Source organism: Bradyrhizobium sp. USDA 4504, assembly GCF_054063995.1.
The window spans coordinates 7,450,158-7,463,959 of sequence record NZ_JBSSGV010000001.1; the positions used below are offsets into that span (position 1 = coordinate 7,450,158).

At 64.9% G+C, this 13,802-nt stretch carries 13 protein-coding genes; 8 read left to right on the forward strand and 5 right to left on the reverse strand.

Features of this window, described 5'->3' with window-relative positions:
- The first annotated feature begins 197 nt into the window (after positions 1-197).
- The 3 genes from ACVMB1_RS34920 to ACVMB1_RS34930 all read left to right on the forward strand — a co-directional run bounded on the left by ACVMB1_RS34920 (position 198) and on the right by ACVMB1_RS34930 (position 2,231).
- A complete protein-coding gene (locus ACVMB1_RS34920) occupies positions 198-515 on the forward strand; it encodes a hypothetical protein (RefSeq protein ID WP_016842666.1) in 318 nt (105 codons plus the stop codon).
- 130 nt (positions 516-645) lie between these two features.
- Positions 646-1,302, forward strand: a complete 657-nt coding sequence (gene msrA / locus ACVMB1_RS34925) for a peptide-methionine (S)-S-oxide reductase MsrA (protein ID WP_076824540.1) — start codon at positions 646-648, stop codon at positions 1,300-1,302.
- A 173-nt stretch (positions 1,303-1,475) separates the two neighbouring features.
- Positions 1,476-2,231, forward strand: coding sequence for a polysaccharide biosynthesis/export family protein (locus tag ACVMB1_RS34930; protein ID WP_076824542.1), 756 nt, complete (start codon positions 1,476-1,478; stop codon positions 2,229-2,231).
- A 131-nt stretch (positions 2,232-2,362) separates the two neighbouring features.
- Here ACVMB1_RS34930 and ACVMB1_RS34935 read toward each other — a convergent pair whose 3' ends face one another.
- From ACVMB1_RS34935 to ACVMB1_RS34945, 3 genes are all read right to left on the reverse strand, one after another.
- A complete protein-coding gene (locus ACVMB1_RS34935; protein ID WP_076824544.1) occupies positions 2,363-3,037 on the reverse strand; it encodes a dienelactone hydrolase family protein in 675 nt (224 codons plus the stop codon).
- Between the two features lie 134 nt (positions 3,038-3,171).
- Positions 3,172-3,507 (reverse strand): hypothetical protein, encoded by a 336-nt coding sequence (locus tag ACVMB1_RS34940; RefSeq protein WP_057015339.1) that lies wholly within the window; start codon positions 3,505-3,507, stop codon positions 3,172-3,174.
- Positions 3,504-4,292: an alpha/beta fold hydrolase gene (locus ACVMB1_RS34945; protein WP_076824546.1), complete on the reverse strand. Its 789-nt coding sequence runs from the start codon at positions 4,290-4,292 to the stop codon at positions 3,504-3,506. Before ACVMB1_RS34945 ends, ACVMB1_RS34940 begins: the two co-directional genes overlap by 4 nt.
- 309 nt (positions 4,293-4,601) lie before the next feature.
- Here ACVMB1_RS34945 and ACVMB1_RS34950 point away from each other — a divergent pair, with 309 nt between their 5' ends.
- The 4 genes from ACVMB1_RS34950 to ACVMB1_RS34965 all read left to right on the forward strand — a co-directional run bounded on the left by ACVMB1_RS34950 (position 4,602) and on the right by ACVMB1_RS34965 (position 10,204).
- On the forward strand, positions 4,602-5,093 hold the full coding sequence (locus tag ACVMB1_RS34950) for a (2Fe-2S)-binding protein (RefSeq protein ID WP_026192016.1): 492 nt from the start codon (positions 4,602-4,604) through the stop codon (positions 5,091-5,093).
- The gene (locus tag ACVMB1_RS34955) at positions 5,090-7,375 is read left to right on the forward strand and encodes a xanthine dehydrogenase family protein molybdopterin-binding subunit (protein WP_076824548.1); all 2,286 of its coding nucleotides are present in this window, start codon (positions 5,090-5,092) and stop codon (positions 7,373-7,375) included. Before ACVMB1_RS34950 ends, ACVMB1_RS34955 begins: the two co-directional genes overlap by 4 nt.
- 290 nt (positions 7,376-7,665) lie before the next feature.
- Complete coding sequence (locus ACVMB1_RS34960) at positions 7,666-8,763, forward strand: HD-GYP domain-containing protein (protein ID WP_076824550.1); 1,098 nt, start codon at positions 7,666-7,668, stop codon at positions 8,761-8,763.
- A gap of 151 nt (positions 8,764-8,914) precedes the next feature.
- Positions 8,915-10,204 (forward strand): cytochrome P450, encoded by a 1,290-nt coding sequence (locus tag ACVMB1_RS34965; RefSeq protein ID WP_076824552.1) that lies wholly within the window; start codon positions 8,915-8,917, stop codon positions 10,202-10,204.
- A gap of 102 nt (positions 10,205-10,306) precedes the next feature.
- Here ACVMB1_RS34965 and ACVMB1_RS34970 read toward each other — a convergent pair whose 3' ends face one another.
- Positions 10,307-11,887 carry an AMP-binding protein gene (locus ACVMB1_RS34970; RefSeq protein WP_076824554.1) on the reverse strand — a complete coding sequence of 527 codons (1,581 nt, stop codon included), beginning with the start codon at positions 11,885-11,887 and terminating at the stop codon, positions 10,307-10,309.
- Between the two features lie 208 nt (positions 11,888-12,095).
- On the reverse strand, positions 12,096-12,515 hold the full coding sequence (locus ACVMB1_RS34975) for a VOC family protein (RefSeq protein ID WP_057015344.1): 420 nt from the start codon (positions 12,513-12,515) through the stop codon (positions 12,096-12,098).
- 204 nt (positions 12,516-12,719) lie between these two features.
- Here ACVMB1_RS34975 and ACVMB1_RS34980 point away from each other — a divergent pair, with 204 nt between their 5' ends.
- Positions 12,720-13,691, forward strand: a complete 972-nt coding sequence (locus tag ACVMB1_RS34980; RefSeq protein WP_057015345.1) for a Bug family tripartite tricarboxylate transporter substrate binding protein — start codon at positions 12,720-12,722, stop codon at positions 13,689-13,691.
- Positions 13,692-13,802 lie beyond the last annotated feature (111 nt).

Here is a 13,802-nt window from a genome sequence, read left to right on the forward strand (position 1 = left end):
GGCGGCAGGATTGCGCCCGCCGCCATCGGTCGGTCTTATAGATGGCGCGGGCTTAAGCGTCAACGCTTTCGGGACCCCAAAAGGGCCCGAAATCGTCCCTGCGGGGGCCGGATAAGCCGCTGAAGAGGTTGAATTTCCGGGGGGCGCCCGGTAAGGCCTGACGACGCGTGGGGCGCGACTGGGAGTTAGGGTGACGCATGATCCGCGGCTTTTTCCGTCTGATCGGCCTTCTGCTGCTGGCTGGCAGCTTCATCTTCATGGTCTATGACGGGGCCCGCTACGTCGCCGACCAGAGCCTGCGGTTCACCCAGTTCGGCCAGTTCTGGAACGACATCCACCAGTCGAGCCAGCAGGCATTCCATGCCTGGGTGGATCGCTTCGCGCCCTGGCTCTGGAATGACGTGATCCGCCTGCTTCTGGAGCAGCCGGTATTCGCGGTGCTCGGCATTGCCGGCATCCTGCTGATGATCCTGTTCCGGCCGCGTAAGCCCCTGATCGGCTACGCGCGCGACTGACTTGTCGGCAGCCCTCCTTGGCTGCACCGCCCCGTAACGGGGCTGCCATCATCCGCGTAAGGACATATATAGGTGACAGCCGGCCCGCAGGCCGTTGCCGCGTCGGCCGATGTCCCGCCTGGAGGTGTCCATGTTGTTCATGCGCAAGACCACTGCGTTGCCAAGCGCCGCCGAGGCGTTGCCGGGCCGCGCGACGCCGATCCCGACCGCGATCACCCATTTCGTCAATGGCAGCAAGTTGCAGCCGCCTTATCCGCAAGGCCTCGAGCAGGCGGTGTTCGGGCTCGGCTGCTTCTGGGGCGCGGAGCGCAAGTTCTGGGAACTCGGCGAGGGGATCTACACCACCGCGGTCGGCTATGCCGGCGGCCACACGCCGAACCCGACCTATGAGGAAGTATGCTCGGGGCGCACCGGCCACACCGAAGTGGTGCTGGTCGTGTTCGACCCGAAGAAGATCTCCTACGAGAGGCTGCTGAAGACGTTCTGGGAGAGCCACAACCCGACGCAGGGCATGCGCCAGGGCAACGACATCGGCACGCAATATCGCTCCGCGATCTACACGTTCAGCGACGCGCAGCGCAAAGCCGCCGATGAGTCGCAGGCGATGTATCAGAAGGCGCTTGCCGCCAAGGGCCTCGGCGCCATCACCACCGAGGTCGCGCCAGCCGGTGAATTCTACTTCGCCGAGGACTATCACCAGCAATACCTCGCCAAGAATCCGGCGGGCTATTGCGGGCTCGGCGGCACCGGCGTGTCCTGCCCGATCGGCGTCGGCGTCACCGCCTGATCGTCTTGTTGAGAAAGAGCTCGCTCTGGAAAGCCGGTTTGCGCTCTTCCCGGGCACGGCTCCAAGCCAATGGGAGGCCGGCTGTTCCGGCCTCCCGCTCGATCCTCGAAAACCCTTTGTTAACCATAAGTGGTGCAAGACTGGGCCTGTCTCGCCGTTGAGGGATAGGTCCGGTGCCGGTTGCACGCGCGTTACGATTGCCGATCACTGCCGTTGTGGCTGCGCTCGCGCTGTCTGGTTGCATGAGCACGTCCGGTCCCGTCGCCGTCGGCCCGCAAGGCGTCGATGCCGTCACCTACGGCCCGGCCTACGCACCCGCTCCGGTTGCCGATGCAGGCGGCAGCGGTGCGATCAGCGCATTGCGTTCCGCCTTCGCCAGCACGTCCCCTGGTTATGGCTATGCCGCACCGGCCGCCGCCCCGGTCGTCTATGCCGCCGCCTCCCCGGGTGGACCCCCCGCCGGTTACGACAACGGCTATCACCTTGGCCCCGGCGACAAGCTTCGCGTGGTGGTCTACGGCCAGGAAGGCCTGACCAATTCCTATGCGATCGACGCCGCGGGCGCGATCACCATGCCGCTGATCGGCTCGGTGCCGGCGCGCGGCCGCACGCCGGCCGGGCTTGCCGGCGAAATCTCGGCACGGCTGCGCAACGGCTATATCCGCGAGCCTTCGGTGGCGGTCGAGATCGAGTCCTATCGTCCGTTCTTCATCCTCGGCGAAGTCCAGGCCCCCGGCCAATATCCCTACGTGCCGAACATGACGGTCGAGAGCGCGGTCGCGATTGCCGGCGGCTTCTCGCCGCGTGCCCGCCGCGACAGCGTGACGCTGACCCACACCGATGCGTCCGGCTCCGGGCGCTTTGTGGTGCCGCTGGGCACGCCGATGAGCCCGGGCGATACGGTATTCGTCGGCGAGCGCTGGTTCTGAAGAAGGATAGTGTCCTTCTTCATTCCGGGATGGTGCGTTAGCACCAGACCCGGAACCTCGAGATTCCCCGATGCGCAATTGCGCATCTGTGGTTCGATACTGCGCATCGCCCCGGAATGACGCTTGCAGCGTCACTTCTTCAGATGCTTTGCGAAAAACTCCATGCTGCGCGGCCAGGCGATGTCGGCGCTTGCCTTGTCGTAGCTGGCGCGCTCGTCGCAATGGAAGCCGTGCTGCGCGCCGGGATAGATGAAGACCTCGACCTCGGGCCGCTTCGACTTGATGGTCTCGACATCGCTCAGGGGAATGCCGGCATCCTTCTCACCGAAATGTAGCTGCGTCGGCACCGCCGGCTTGTCGTCGGCGAAGCGCACGACGGCGCCGCCGTAATAGCCGACCGCGGCTGACAGCCCGGCCAGCTTGGTGGCGGCAGCATAGGCGACGCTGCCGCCGAGGCAGAAGCCGATGATGCCGACCGGACCGACCGGCTTCACCGCGTCGATCGCCGCCTGGCTGTCGCGCAGCATCGCGGCCCAGTCCGGATTGGCAACGAACTTCCGCGCCTCGGCGATCTCGTCGGGGGAATAGCCGCTCTGGAAGTTCGGCGTGATGCGGTCGAAGATCGAAGGTGCAACCGCGACATAGCCTTCCTTCGCCAGCCGGTCGCAGACCGAGCGGATGTGGTGATTGACGCCAAAAATCTCCTGGATCACGACGACCGCGCCCTTCGGCGCGCCGGCAGGATCGGCGCGGTAGGCGCCGAGTTCAAATCCGTCCGAAGCTTTGAGTTTGATGTCTTGTCCCATGGTCCATCCTTGTCAGTTTGGGGGGTGCATGAAGCTCTCGATGATGAGGCGCGATGACATCGTCGTCGCGCTTTGGCTCTTCGTTTGAACATGGCCGTTTCGGAAAACCGCTTCGCACTTTTCCGGACCATGCTCTAGCGCCACATCCAGTTCTCGCCCCAGTCGGCCTTCCAGCCGGTCAGCCGGTGTTTGCGGAATTGCAGGAAGAGGCGGTCGTGGTGCGGAAACAGCCCGCTGCCGCCGAGGTCGCGGAAGGTCAGGAAGATCTCGTTGCCGGGCCGTCCGCTGACATAGGTGAAAGGCGTGCCGAGCGCGCGCTGCGCGTCCGCAACGCCCATGCCGAACACCAGCGGCGTGGTGTTCGACAACGTCGCAGTGAAAGTGGACGGGGCTGTGACGAACGGCAGCTTCTGCGCGCTCGCCCCTGTCGTCGCCGCAGTCAGCAACAAGGCAACGGCGATTGTCTTCATGGCGCGGGCTTTCCCGGCGCGCCGGCTTCAAGGCCATCCAGGAACGGCAGCACCGCGGCGATGAAGGCCTGCGGCTGGTCGATGTTGACGGCATGGCCGGCGTTCGGAATCACCGCCTTCCGCGCCCCGGGGATTTTTGCCGCCATGTAGTCGGACGCCGCCAGGAACGGCGTGTCGTCGGCGCCGACCACAACCAGTGCTGGCACCTGGATCCCGGGCAGCGATTCGATCACCCGTGCATCGCGCTGTGCCAGCATGCCGCGCGCGGCGAGCGCGAGGCCCCTGGCGTTGCGATGGGTGACCGACGCGCGCTCGGCGCTCAACGATCTAAGCACCTCGAGCCCTTCGCGGTCGAAGCGGTCGCCGGTCTCGCGGGCGCGCTTGTTCCAGACCTCACGGGCGTCGTCCTTCTTGAAGCCCGGGCCGGTGTCGATGATCAGCAGCGCCCGCACCCGCTCCGGATGGGCGCGATGAAAGGCGAGCGACATGTAGCCGCCGAGCGACAGCCCGCCGACGATCGCCTTGTCGGCGCCGGCGGCGTCGAGCAGAGCGGCGATATCGCCGACCGTCAGCGCTTCGCTATAGGCATCGGGATCGTCGGGATAGTCGGACTGGCCGTGCCCGCGCATGTCCCACAGGATCAGCTTGTGCCGCTGCGACAGCGCCTCGATCTGGCCCTGCCACATCGCCGAAGTCGAGGAATAGCCGTGGGTCAGGATCAGCGGCGGGCCGCTGCCGTGAATCTCGTAGTAGATCTCGACGCCGTTGCGGTTGAGCTTGGCCATTGACGGGCTCCTTGTGTTTCTCTTGCCGCTGTCATCGGACGGCGTTGCCGGTGCTTGCTGCCGACGCTTTGAGCAAGCGCCTGGCGATTAGACACGAACGCTGGCATTGCAAAAAGCGTCATGCCGTTGCCGCATCGCACAACAGGCATCTTCGGAAATTTATTCTTTTCGAGCAATTCCAAATTGGATTGCCTCCAGCCGGGAACCGGATCATTGTTTCGGCAACTGTCGCTTACCCGGTGGGCGCCGGCCAAGACCCAACAGTGAGTTGCCGCCGTAAGCGGCTTCCTACACCGGAAGGGGAGAGAGATGCCAAATCTCAATATCAACGGACGGAATATGTCCGTCGAGGCGGCCAATGACACGCCGCTGCTTTGGGTCATCCGCGAGCAATTGCAGATGACGGGCACCAAATTCGGTTGCGGCGCCGGTCTGTGTGGCGCCTGCACGGTTCACGTCAACGGCGAAGCGGTGCGGTCCTGCCAGACCTCGGTCGCCGACGCCGTCGGCAAGAAGATCACCACCATCGAAGGCCTCTCCGCCAAGGGCGATCATCCCTTGCAGAAGGCCTGGGTCGCCGAGCAGGTGCCGCAATGCGGCTACTGCCAGTCCGGCCAGATCATGCAGGCGGCGGCGCTGCTGTCGAAGAATACCAACCCGACCAAGGAAGAAGTGGTCGCGCATATGGACGGCAACCTGTGCCGTTGCATGACCTATTCACGAATCCAGAAGGCGATCATGCGCGCTGCGTCCGACATGCGCACCGCATCGGCCACCGGATCCGAGCGGAGGGCCACATGAACAAGCACGTGAAAAACCTCGCGCCAGAGACGACCGATCTCAGCCGCCGTTCCTTCCTGGTCGGCACCGCTGCAACCGGCCTCGTGCTCGGCTACGCCGGGTCCGGCATCGACCAGGCGCTCGCGGCACCCGCGCCCGCCAACTTCGAGCCGAGCGTCTGGTATTCGATCGCGCCCGACGGTCTCGTCACCGTGACCTGCGGCAAGGCCGACATGGGCCAGCACGTCGCCTCGACCATGGCGCAGATCGTGGCCGAAGAGCTCGGCGCGAACTGGAAGGACATGCGGGTTCAACTCGCCTCCAACGATCCGAAGTTCAACGATCCCGTGCTGGGCGCGCAGATCACCGGCGGCAGCTGGTCGACGATGATGAACTTCGACGCGATGAGCCGCGCCGGCGCAGCCGGCCGCATTGCATTGACCGAGGCGGCGGCGGCCTCCATGGGCGTGCCGGCCGGCGAGCTGGTGGTACGTGACTCCAGGATCAGCCATGCGAAGTCGAAGAAGTCGATGTCGTTCGCCGAAGTGGTGAAGAGCGGCAAGGCGACCAAGACCTTCACGGCGGATGATCTGAAGGCGATCAAGCTGAAGACGCCCGACCAGTACACGATGATCGGCGTCTCGGTGCCGCAACTCGACATCCCGTCGAAGACCAACGGCACGGCCAAGTACGGCATCGACGTGATGGTGCCGGGCATGGTCTACGGCGCGCTGGTCACGCCGCCGGTGCGGTACGGCGCCACCGTGAAGTCGGTCGACGATAGCGCGGCCAAGAAGCTGCCCGGCTTCATCAAGGCCGTCACCCTCGACGACAAGACCACAACCACGACCGGCTGGGTCGTCGCGGTCGCCAACACCTATGCGCAGGCGAAGAAGGCCGCGGCTGCGCTGAAGATCAGCTATGACGGCGGTCCGAACGCAAAATTGTCGAGCGAATCGCTGCTCACGGAAGCCAAGCGGCTTCAGGGACTGGACGATTCCGGCCAGTTCTTCGTCAAGGACGGTGATCCCAAGGCGGCCTTCGGCTCGGCGGCCAAGGTGTTGGAGGCGGAATACACCACCAACATCAACATCCACGCTCCGATGGAGCCGATGAACGCCACCGCGGAGTTCAAGGGCGACATCCTGCACATCTATTCCGGCAACCAGTTCGCGACGCGCTCCGGCGCGATTGCGGCCGGCGCAGCCGGGATCGATCCGAAGTTCGTGGTGATGCACCAGATGTGGCTGGGCGGCGGCTTCGGCCGGCGTCTCGACGCCGACATGATGGTGCCCGCGGTGCAGGCGGCGAAGGCCGTCGGCAAGCCGGTCAAGGTCATCTACACGCGCGAAAACGACATGACGATGGATTTCTCGCGTCCGCTGACCTACCAGAAGGTGAAAGCCGGCATGGATGGCGACGGCAAGATCGTCGCGATGAGCCACGACGTGGTCTCGGCCTGGCCGACCGCGCGTTGGGGAATCCCCGATTTCCTCACACCGTCGGTCGACAAGAAGGGTCCGCTCGACTCCTTCACCGTGAACGGAGCGGACTTCTTCTACACCGTGCCCAACCACTATGTGCGGGCGATCAAGAACGAGATGGCGCACAACGCCACCCCGTCGGGTCAGCTCCGTTCGGTGGCGCCGGGCTGGACGTTCTGGGCGGTCGAAAGCATGATCGACGAGATCGCGCATGCGACCGGCAAGGACCCGGCGCAGCTGCGCATCTCGTTGCTCGACGGCAAGGGCAAGAATGACGGCGGCGCGCAGCGTCTCCGCAACACCTTGCTCGCTGCGATGGGGCTTGCCGGCTACGGCACCAAGCAGCTGCCCAAGGGCGAAGGCATGGGGGTGGCCTGCGTGTCGTCGCAGGAGCGCGCCACGGCGAGCTGGACCGCCTGCGTCGCCCATGTCGCGGTCGCCCCGTCGGGCGAGGTGACGGTGAAGAAGCTGACGGTTGCGACCGACGTTGGTACGCAGGTGAATCCCGACGGCATCCGCGCCCAGGTCGAGGGCGCGGCGCTGTGGGGCATGTCGCTGGCGCTGTTCGAGAAGGCGACGTTGAAGGACGGCGGCATCGAGCAGACCAACTTCGACAGCTACACGCCGCTTCGGATGAGCCAGCTGCCGGAAGTCGCGGTCAACGTCATCGCCAATGGCGAGAAGGCGACCGGCGTCGGCGAGCCCGCGGTGACGGTGGTGGCGCCGGCGATCGGCAACGCCGTCTTCAACGCGGTCGGTGCCCGCGTCCGCGGCCTGCCGATCACCGCGGAAGCCGTCAAGGCGGCGATGAAGGCGTAACGGCCTGAACGAACAAGAACGCCGGAGAGCACGAGCTCTCCGGCGTTTTTCTTTGCTCCGCGCGTCGGCCGGGCAGTGACGGCATCAACTTTGACGCCGCAGAAATTCATGATTCACCGCCGATCTGCGCAACTGCATCGATTTCCGGCCGGCCTGATTTTGCTGGCGGATTCGGCGATCGCTCTAATTGTATCCATTGCGCTCAGCCGCCGTTCAGCATCCCCATTAAGCCGGAGGGAACGCATCGTCAGGTAGCGTCCGGCGTCGGTCGTTACCGCGACGGGGATGCCATGACTGCCTTAGCCAACAACCAGACTTCGAAGCGCCGCCTCCTGCTGGCGTCAGATCGAAGCGATCAGAGCAACGAGCTCGCCAACATCCTGCGCTCGGTGGGCGAGGTCGATACCGTTCCGACCTCTGACATTCCCGAGCAGCCGGCCCGCGATCTCTCCGGCATCGTCGTCGACATCAATCTGCGCTCGCCCGAAGCCGTGCAACTCGTCCGCGCCAAGCTGCAGGCCGACGCCTATCGCGAGATGCCGCGGCTGTTCGTGCTGGCGGACGCCTTGCATCACGCCTCGATGCAGGCCTGGGCGCTCGGCGCCACCGACACGATCTCGCGGCCGTTCGATGCGCGCGGCATCCTGCAGCGCATCCGCGCCGCATTCCCCGACGACAGCGGCTATGACGAGACCGATCGCGGCAAGGCGCTCAACCGCGGCGTCGAAGCCGCGCACGGCGTGATGGTCAAGATGTTCGAGCGGATGCGCGCCGGGGAGCCGCTCAAGTTCGAGGACATCGTCGCCGCCGAGAACAAGATCCTCAAGGCGATCAAGCACAACTCGCTGCGCGAATGGCTGACCACGGTCGGCTGCCATCACCAGGAGACCTATCGCCATTGCCTGTTCGTGACCGGTTTTGCGGTTGCGTTCGCGCAGCACCTCGGCATGCGTGAGGACGATCAGCGCCGGCTCGCCCGCGCCGCGCTGCTGCACGACGTCGGCAAGGCCTTCGTCCCGGTCGCGCTGCTCGACAAGCCCGGCGCCTTGACGGTGGAGGAAATGGCCGAGATGCGCGAGCATCCGCGCCGCGGCTACGAGGCGCTGTCCGCGCAGGGCGGCTTCCCGCCGGAAATGCTCGACGTGATCCTGCATCACCACGAATTCCTCGACGGCACCGGCTATCCGAACGGCCTCAGCGGCAACCAGATCAGCGACATCGTCCGCGTCACCACGATCGTCGACGTCTATGCCGCTTTGGTCGAGAAGCGCGCCTACCGCCTGCAGTTCACCCACGCCAAGGCATTCTCCATGATGGAGGAGATGGGCGGCAAGCTCGACCAGCAATTGCTGCAGGCGTTCCGCCCGGTGGCGTTCGGGCATTATTGAGCCCTCAACCCCGTCATTGCTTCGTCGCTTCGTCGTCGCAATGCCGGCTGAGGCGATGGCTCTAGCCAATCAACGCAAGTCGCGCTCCTTACCTCCGCCTAGATTCCGGTGATCATCGGCAAGACCGATGCTCCGACGGGTGAGGACGATCATGGATACGGCAACGACCGGGGATTTCGACATCCCCGCCGACATCGCGGCAACCCTCGTCGATCCCGTCGCCTATGCGGACGACCGCATCCACGACAGCTATCGCTGGCTGCGCGCCAACAACCCGCTCGGCATCGCGCGGCCCGAGAAGTTCGATCCGTTCTGGGTGGTGACCAAGCACGCGCATATCCAGGCGATCAGCCGGCAGAACGAGCTATTCCACAACGCCGATCGGCCGACCACCCTGACGACGCAGGCGCTCGAGGAGCGCGTTCGCAAGATCACCGGCGGGCCCAATTTGGTGCGCTCGCTGGTGCAGATGGACGCGCCAGACCACCCGAAATATCGCGCGCTGACGCAAGGCTGGTTCATGCCGGCCAATCTCGGCAAGTTCGAGGCCCGCGTCCGCGAGATCGCGCGCGCCACGGTGCAACGCATGCTCGCGAGGGGCGGCGCCTGCGACTTCGTCGAGGATGTCGCGCTCGGCTATCCGCTGCACGTCATCATGGAGATCCTCGGCGTGCCCGAGGCGGACGAGCCGCGCATGCTCAAGCTGACCCAGGAACTGTTCGGGCCGCAGGATCCCGACACCGCGCGCGTCCGCGACGCGCTGAGCGCGGAGCAGGTCTCCGCGATGTTGCAGGCGATCATCGCCGACTTTTCCGCCTACTTCCGCAAGATCACCGAGGATCGCCGCCAGCACCCGCGCGACGATCTCGCCACCGTCATCGCCAACGCGAAGATCGGCGGCGAGTACATGCCGGAGCACGACCAGACCAGCTATTACATGATCGTCGCGACCGCGGGCCACGACACCACCTCATCATCGACCGCCGGCGCGATCTGGGCGCTGGCCAGGGACCCCGCGGAATTCGCCAAGGTGAAGGCCAATCCGGACCTGATTCCGGGCCTGGTCGACGAGTCGATCCGCTGGATGACGCCGGTCAAGCATTTCATGCGCTCGGCCACCGCAGATACCGAGCTCGGCGGCCGCAAGATCGCCAAGGGCGACTGGCTGATGCTGTGCTACGCCTCGGGCAATCGCGACGAGGAGGTGTTCGAGGACCCCGATCGCTTCCGCAGCGACCGCAAGCCCAACCGCCATGTCGCGTTCGGCTATGGCGCGCATCTCTGTCTCGGTCAGTACCTCGCCAAGCTCGAGATGCGCATCCTGTTCGAGGAGCTGCTGCCGCACCTGAAGTCGCTGTCGCTCGACGGCGAGGTGAAGATGACGCAGGCCTATTTCGTCAACGGCCCGAAGAAGCTGCCGATCCGGTTCGAGGTGAATTGAGTACTTGTCCTTCCGGGATGGTTCGAAGGACCAGGCCCGGAATCTCGAGATTCCGGGTTCGATACTAACGCATCGCCCCGGAATGACGCGATCAAGTCCGCCTCACTCCACCATCTTCCTGAGCTCCGCCTTCGCGACCTTCTCCAGCGTCGACCGCGGCATCTCGTCGACGAAACGGATTTCGCGCGGCAACTTGAAGTCGGCGAGGCCTGCGCGACAAGCGGCCATGACGTTGTCGTGGAGGTCGACGGGCAGCTTGGCGACGCCGGCCTGCGGGATGATGAAGACGACCGGCACCTCGTCCAGCATCGGATGCTTCTTCGCCACCACGGCGGCTTCGCGTACGCCCGGCACCACCGCGATCACCTGTTCGATCTCGGAGGCCGCGACATTCTCGCCGCCGACCTTCAGCATGTCCTTGGAGCGGTCGCCGAACTTGACGTAGCCGCGCTCCAGCATCGTGACGCGGTCGCCGGTGATGAAGTAGCCGAGCTCGTCGAAGCTTTCCCGCGTGGCCTTTTCGTTGTGCAGATATTCGGCGAACAGCGACAGGCCCGGGATGCCCTTGATCAGGAGGTTGCCGGTCTCGCCGACGCCGGTCGGCGCGCCGTCGTCATTGACGATGCGGATTTCGTATTCCGGCGCGGCGCGGCCGATCGACATCGGCGTGTTGGGCTGATCGACCTCGCCGATGATGCCGTGGGTGATGGTCTCGGTCATGCCCCACCAGCCGATGATCTTGATGCCGAACATCGCGAATGCCGGCGGCTCGTTCACGGCAGTGCCCCAGAGCCGGAATTTGTGCTTCTTCGGCACCTCGTGCTCCAGCAGCGCCTTCATGCAGAACGGGATCGTCGAGGTCCAGGTCGAGCCATGCTCGAGCGCCACCGGCCAGAAGCGGCTCGCCGAGAAGCGTGGCTGGATCACGCAGGTGCCCCCGACCCACAGGCTCGCCAGCATCGAATAGGCCAGCGCGTTGGTGTGAAACAGCGGCAGATAGGTCTGGTGCACGTCAAAGGCGTGCAGATCCTGATGCGCGGCGTTGATCTTGGCGCCCCACAGCGCGTTGGCGTGGGTCCACAGCACCGCCTTCGGCCGCGACGTGGTGCCGGAGGTGTATTGTACACTGCAGGGGGCGAGCGGATCGGTTGGGCGACGCGGCCGGTCGGCGCTGTCGGCAAACAGCGCGTCAAAACTGTCGCCGTGCGCGGGCGTTTGTGCCGGCGCTTGCCCGGCGTCGTGCGAGGTCACCGCGATCCAGCGCAGGCCCTTGCAGTTGGCTGATATCAGCTCGGCATAGGCCGGCTGGGTGATCGCGGCGACCGCGCCGCAATGGCCGGCAAAATATTCGATCTCGGCGGCGGCCGAGCGGGTGTTGGTGGTGACGGCGATGGCGCCGAGCTCGACGCAGGCGAACCACGACATGATCGCTTCGACGCAATTGTCGAGATGGATCAGGACATAGTCGCCCTGCCGGATGCCGCGCTTCGCAAGGCCCGCAGCCAGCGCGCCGACGCGCTCATGGAATTCGCCGTAGCTCCAGCGCCGTGCCGCCGTGTCGAACGGCGCCCAGATCAGGAATGGATGGTCGCGGCGCACTTCGGCGCGCATCCGCAGCAGCCAAGGCACGTCGAGCCCCGCAAACGGTCCCACGACGCCCGGCACTGCTTTTGAATTGCTCATATGTCCTCCCGCGCGGCCTTGCCGGCCGCCATTGATCTTGGTTGGAGCAGTTCTGCCATCGGCGTGCGCCGAGAGCAAATCGGGATCTGCAAAGCGGTTTTGCGCTGAAGCAATCTGTTCCGCCGCACGGAAGAGATCGATTTATTCGCGGCATCCGTCATCGGGCGCGCATTCGCACGCCGCGCCGGTTCGCAAGGACGAACGAAAGCTACGTCGCGTTCTTCTCGTACGACGAGATCTCGATCAGGCTGCCGTCGGGGTCGCGGCAATAGACCGAGCGCAGCGTGCCGCGCGCGCCCTGCTTGGCCACCGGGCCTTCCTCGATTCTGACGCCATTGGCCTTCAGATGTGCGACCACTTCCTCGGGCGTGCTCGAAGTGAGGAAGCAGAGATCGTCGCTGCCGGCCGCCTCGTGATCGGCGGTGAACCAGTCCACCTTGTCGGCATCGCGCGGCCGCACATTGATCTTCTGGTTGCCGAACACCAGCGAGGTGCGCGGTGTCTTGCCCTTGCCCGGGTCGAACACCTTCACCTCCATGCCGAGGATCCTGCTGTACCAGGCAACCGAGCGCACGACATCGGTGACGTTGATCACGAGATGGTCGAGCCCATTCACCTTGACGGACATGATCGATCCTCTTCGGTCCAGAGTGCTTTCGAGCGATGTGGTCGCCGGTTCTGGTGCGATCAGAGCCGAAGCTTAGTCTTTCGTCGCGGTCGGCGGCGCACGTGTCGCACTGGTCGCTTCAGGCATTGTTTGTTAAAACCGCGCCGCACGCAACGCAACAGAAACGGGCAGGGCGCCAAACCCTGCTGGATTGGGAGAAACTTCATGATTTCACGCCGTACCGCGCTGGGCCTGATCGGGTCGGGGATTTCGACATTCGCGATCGGCCGCGCTTCCGCTGCCGACTATCCGGCGCGGCCGGTGCGCTGGATCGTGGGTTATCCGCCGGGCGGCGCCACCGACATCATCGCGCGCCTGGTCGGGCAGCGGCTGTCGGAGAGGCTCGGGCAGCAATTCGTGATCGAGAACAAGCCGGGCGCCGGCAACAATATCGGCACCGAGGCAGCGATCAACGCCGAGCCGGACGGCTACACCGTGCTGCTGGTCAATCCGGCCAATTACATCAATGCCTCGCTTTACGCCAATCTGAAGTTCAACTTCGTGCGCGACGTCGCGCCGGTTGCTTCCTTCAATCGCGTGCCGAACGTGATGACCGTCAACAAGGACGTACCGGCCAAGACCGTCGCCGAGTTCATCGAATATGTGAAGGCCAATCCCGGCAAGGTGAACATGGCCTCTTCCGGCAACGGCACCTCGGTGCATCTCTCCGGCGAGATGTTCATGGCGATGACCGGCTGCAAGATGCAGCATGTGCCGTATCGCGGCGCCGCGCCCGCGATCACCGACATGCTCGGCGGCCAGGTGCAGGTGATCTTCGACAACATGCCCTCGATCATCCAGCACATCCGCTCCGGCGCGCTGCGCGCGCTGGCTGTGACGTCAACGGAGCGATCCTCGCAACTGCCCGATGTTCCGTCGGTTGCCGAAACCGTAAAGGGCTACGAGGCGAGCGCGCTGTTCGGCATGGGCGCGCCGAAGAACATGCCGAAGGAAGTTATCGCCAGGCTCAACACCGAGATCAACGCCGTACTCGCCGAACCCGACATGAAGAAGCGCCTGGTCGAGCTCGGCGGCGATCCGCTGATCCAGACGCCGGAAGCCTTCGGCAACGACATCAAGGCCGAAACCGACAAGTGGAAGAAGGTGGTCGAGTTCGCCGGCCTCAAGGTCGAGTAGGCCTCGCAAGAGGCGCGATGCTGGATCGCGCGGGACAAACGTGGCCCGCGTGGTACAGCCGGTCCCTGGCCGAAGCCGGTTTCGTCGGCCTTGACGCGGAATAAAATGACC

Excerpts from the sequence above, each read along its gene's own strand:
- ACVMB1_RS34960 (WP_076824550.1), top strand. The coding sequence starts at position 7,666 with ATGACTGCCTTAGCCAACAACCAGACTTCGAAGCGCCGCCTCCTGCTG.
- ACVMB1_RS34970 (WP_076824554.1), bottom strand. The coding sequence starts at position 11,887 with ATGAGCAATTCAAAAGCAGTGCCGGGCGTCGTGGGACCGTTTGCGGGG.
- ACVMB1_RS34920 (WP_016842666.1), top strand. The coding sequence starts at position 198 with ATGATCCGCGGCTTTTTCCGTCTGATCGGCCTTCTGCTGCTGGCTGGC.
- ACVMB1_RS34935 (WP_076824544.1), bottom strand. The coding sequence starts at position 3,037 with ATGGGACAAGACATCAAACTCAAAGCTTCGGACGGATTTGAACTCGGC.
- ACVMB1_RS34950 (WP_026192016.1), top strand. The coding sequence starts at position 4,602 with ATGCCAAATCTCAATATCAACGGACGGAATATGTCCGTCGAGGCGGCC.
- ACVMB1_RS34965 (WP_076824552.1), top strand. The coding sequence starts at position 8,915 with ATGGATACGGCAACGACCGGGGATTTCGACATCCCCGCCGACATCGCG.
- ACVMB1_RS34955 (WP_076824548.1), top strand. The coding sequence starts at position 5,090 with ATGAACAAGCACGTGAAAAACCTCGCGCCAGAGACGACCGATCTCAGC.
- ACVMB1_RS34975 (WP_057015344.1), bottom strand. The coding sequence starts at position 12,515 with ATGTCCGTCAAGGTGAATGGGCTCGACCATCTCGTGATCAACGTCACC.
- ACVMB1_RS34940 (WP_057015339.1), bottom strand. The coding sequence starts at position 3,507 with ATGAAGACAATCGCCGTTGCCTTGTTGCTGACTGCGGCGACGACAGGG.
- ACVMB1_RS34945 (WP_076824546.1), bottom strand. The coding sequence starts at position 4,292 with ATGGCCAAGCTCAACCGCAACGGCGTCGAGATCTACTACGAGATTCAC.
- msrA (WP_076824540.1), top strand. The coding sequence starts at position 646 with ATGTTGTTCATGCGCAAGACCACTGCGTTGCCAAGCGCCGCCGAGGCG.
- ACVMB1_RS34980 (WP_057015345.1), top strand. The coding sequence starts at position 12,720 with ATGATTTCACGCCGTACCGCGCTGGGCCTGATCGGGTCGGGGATTTCG.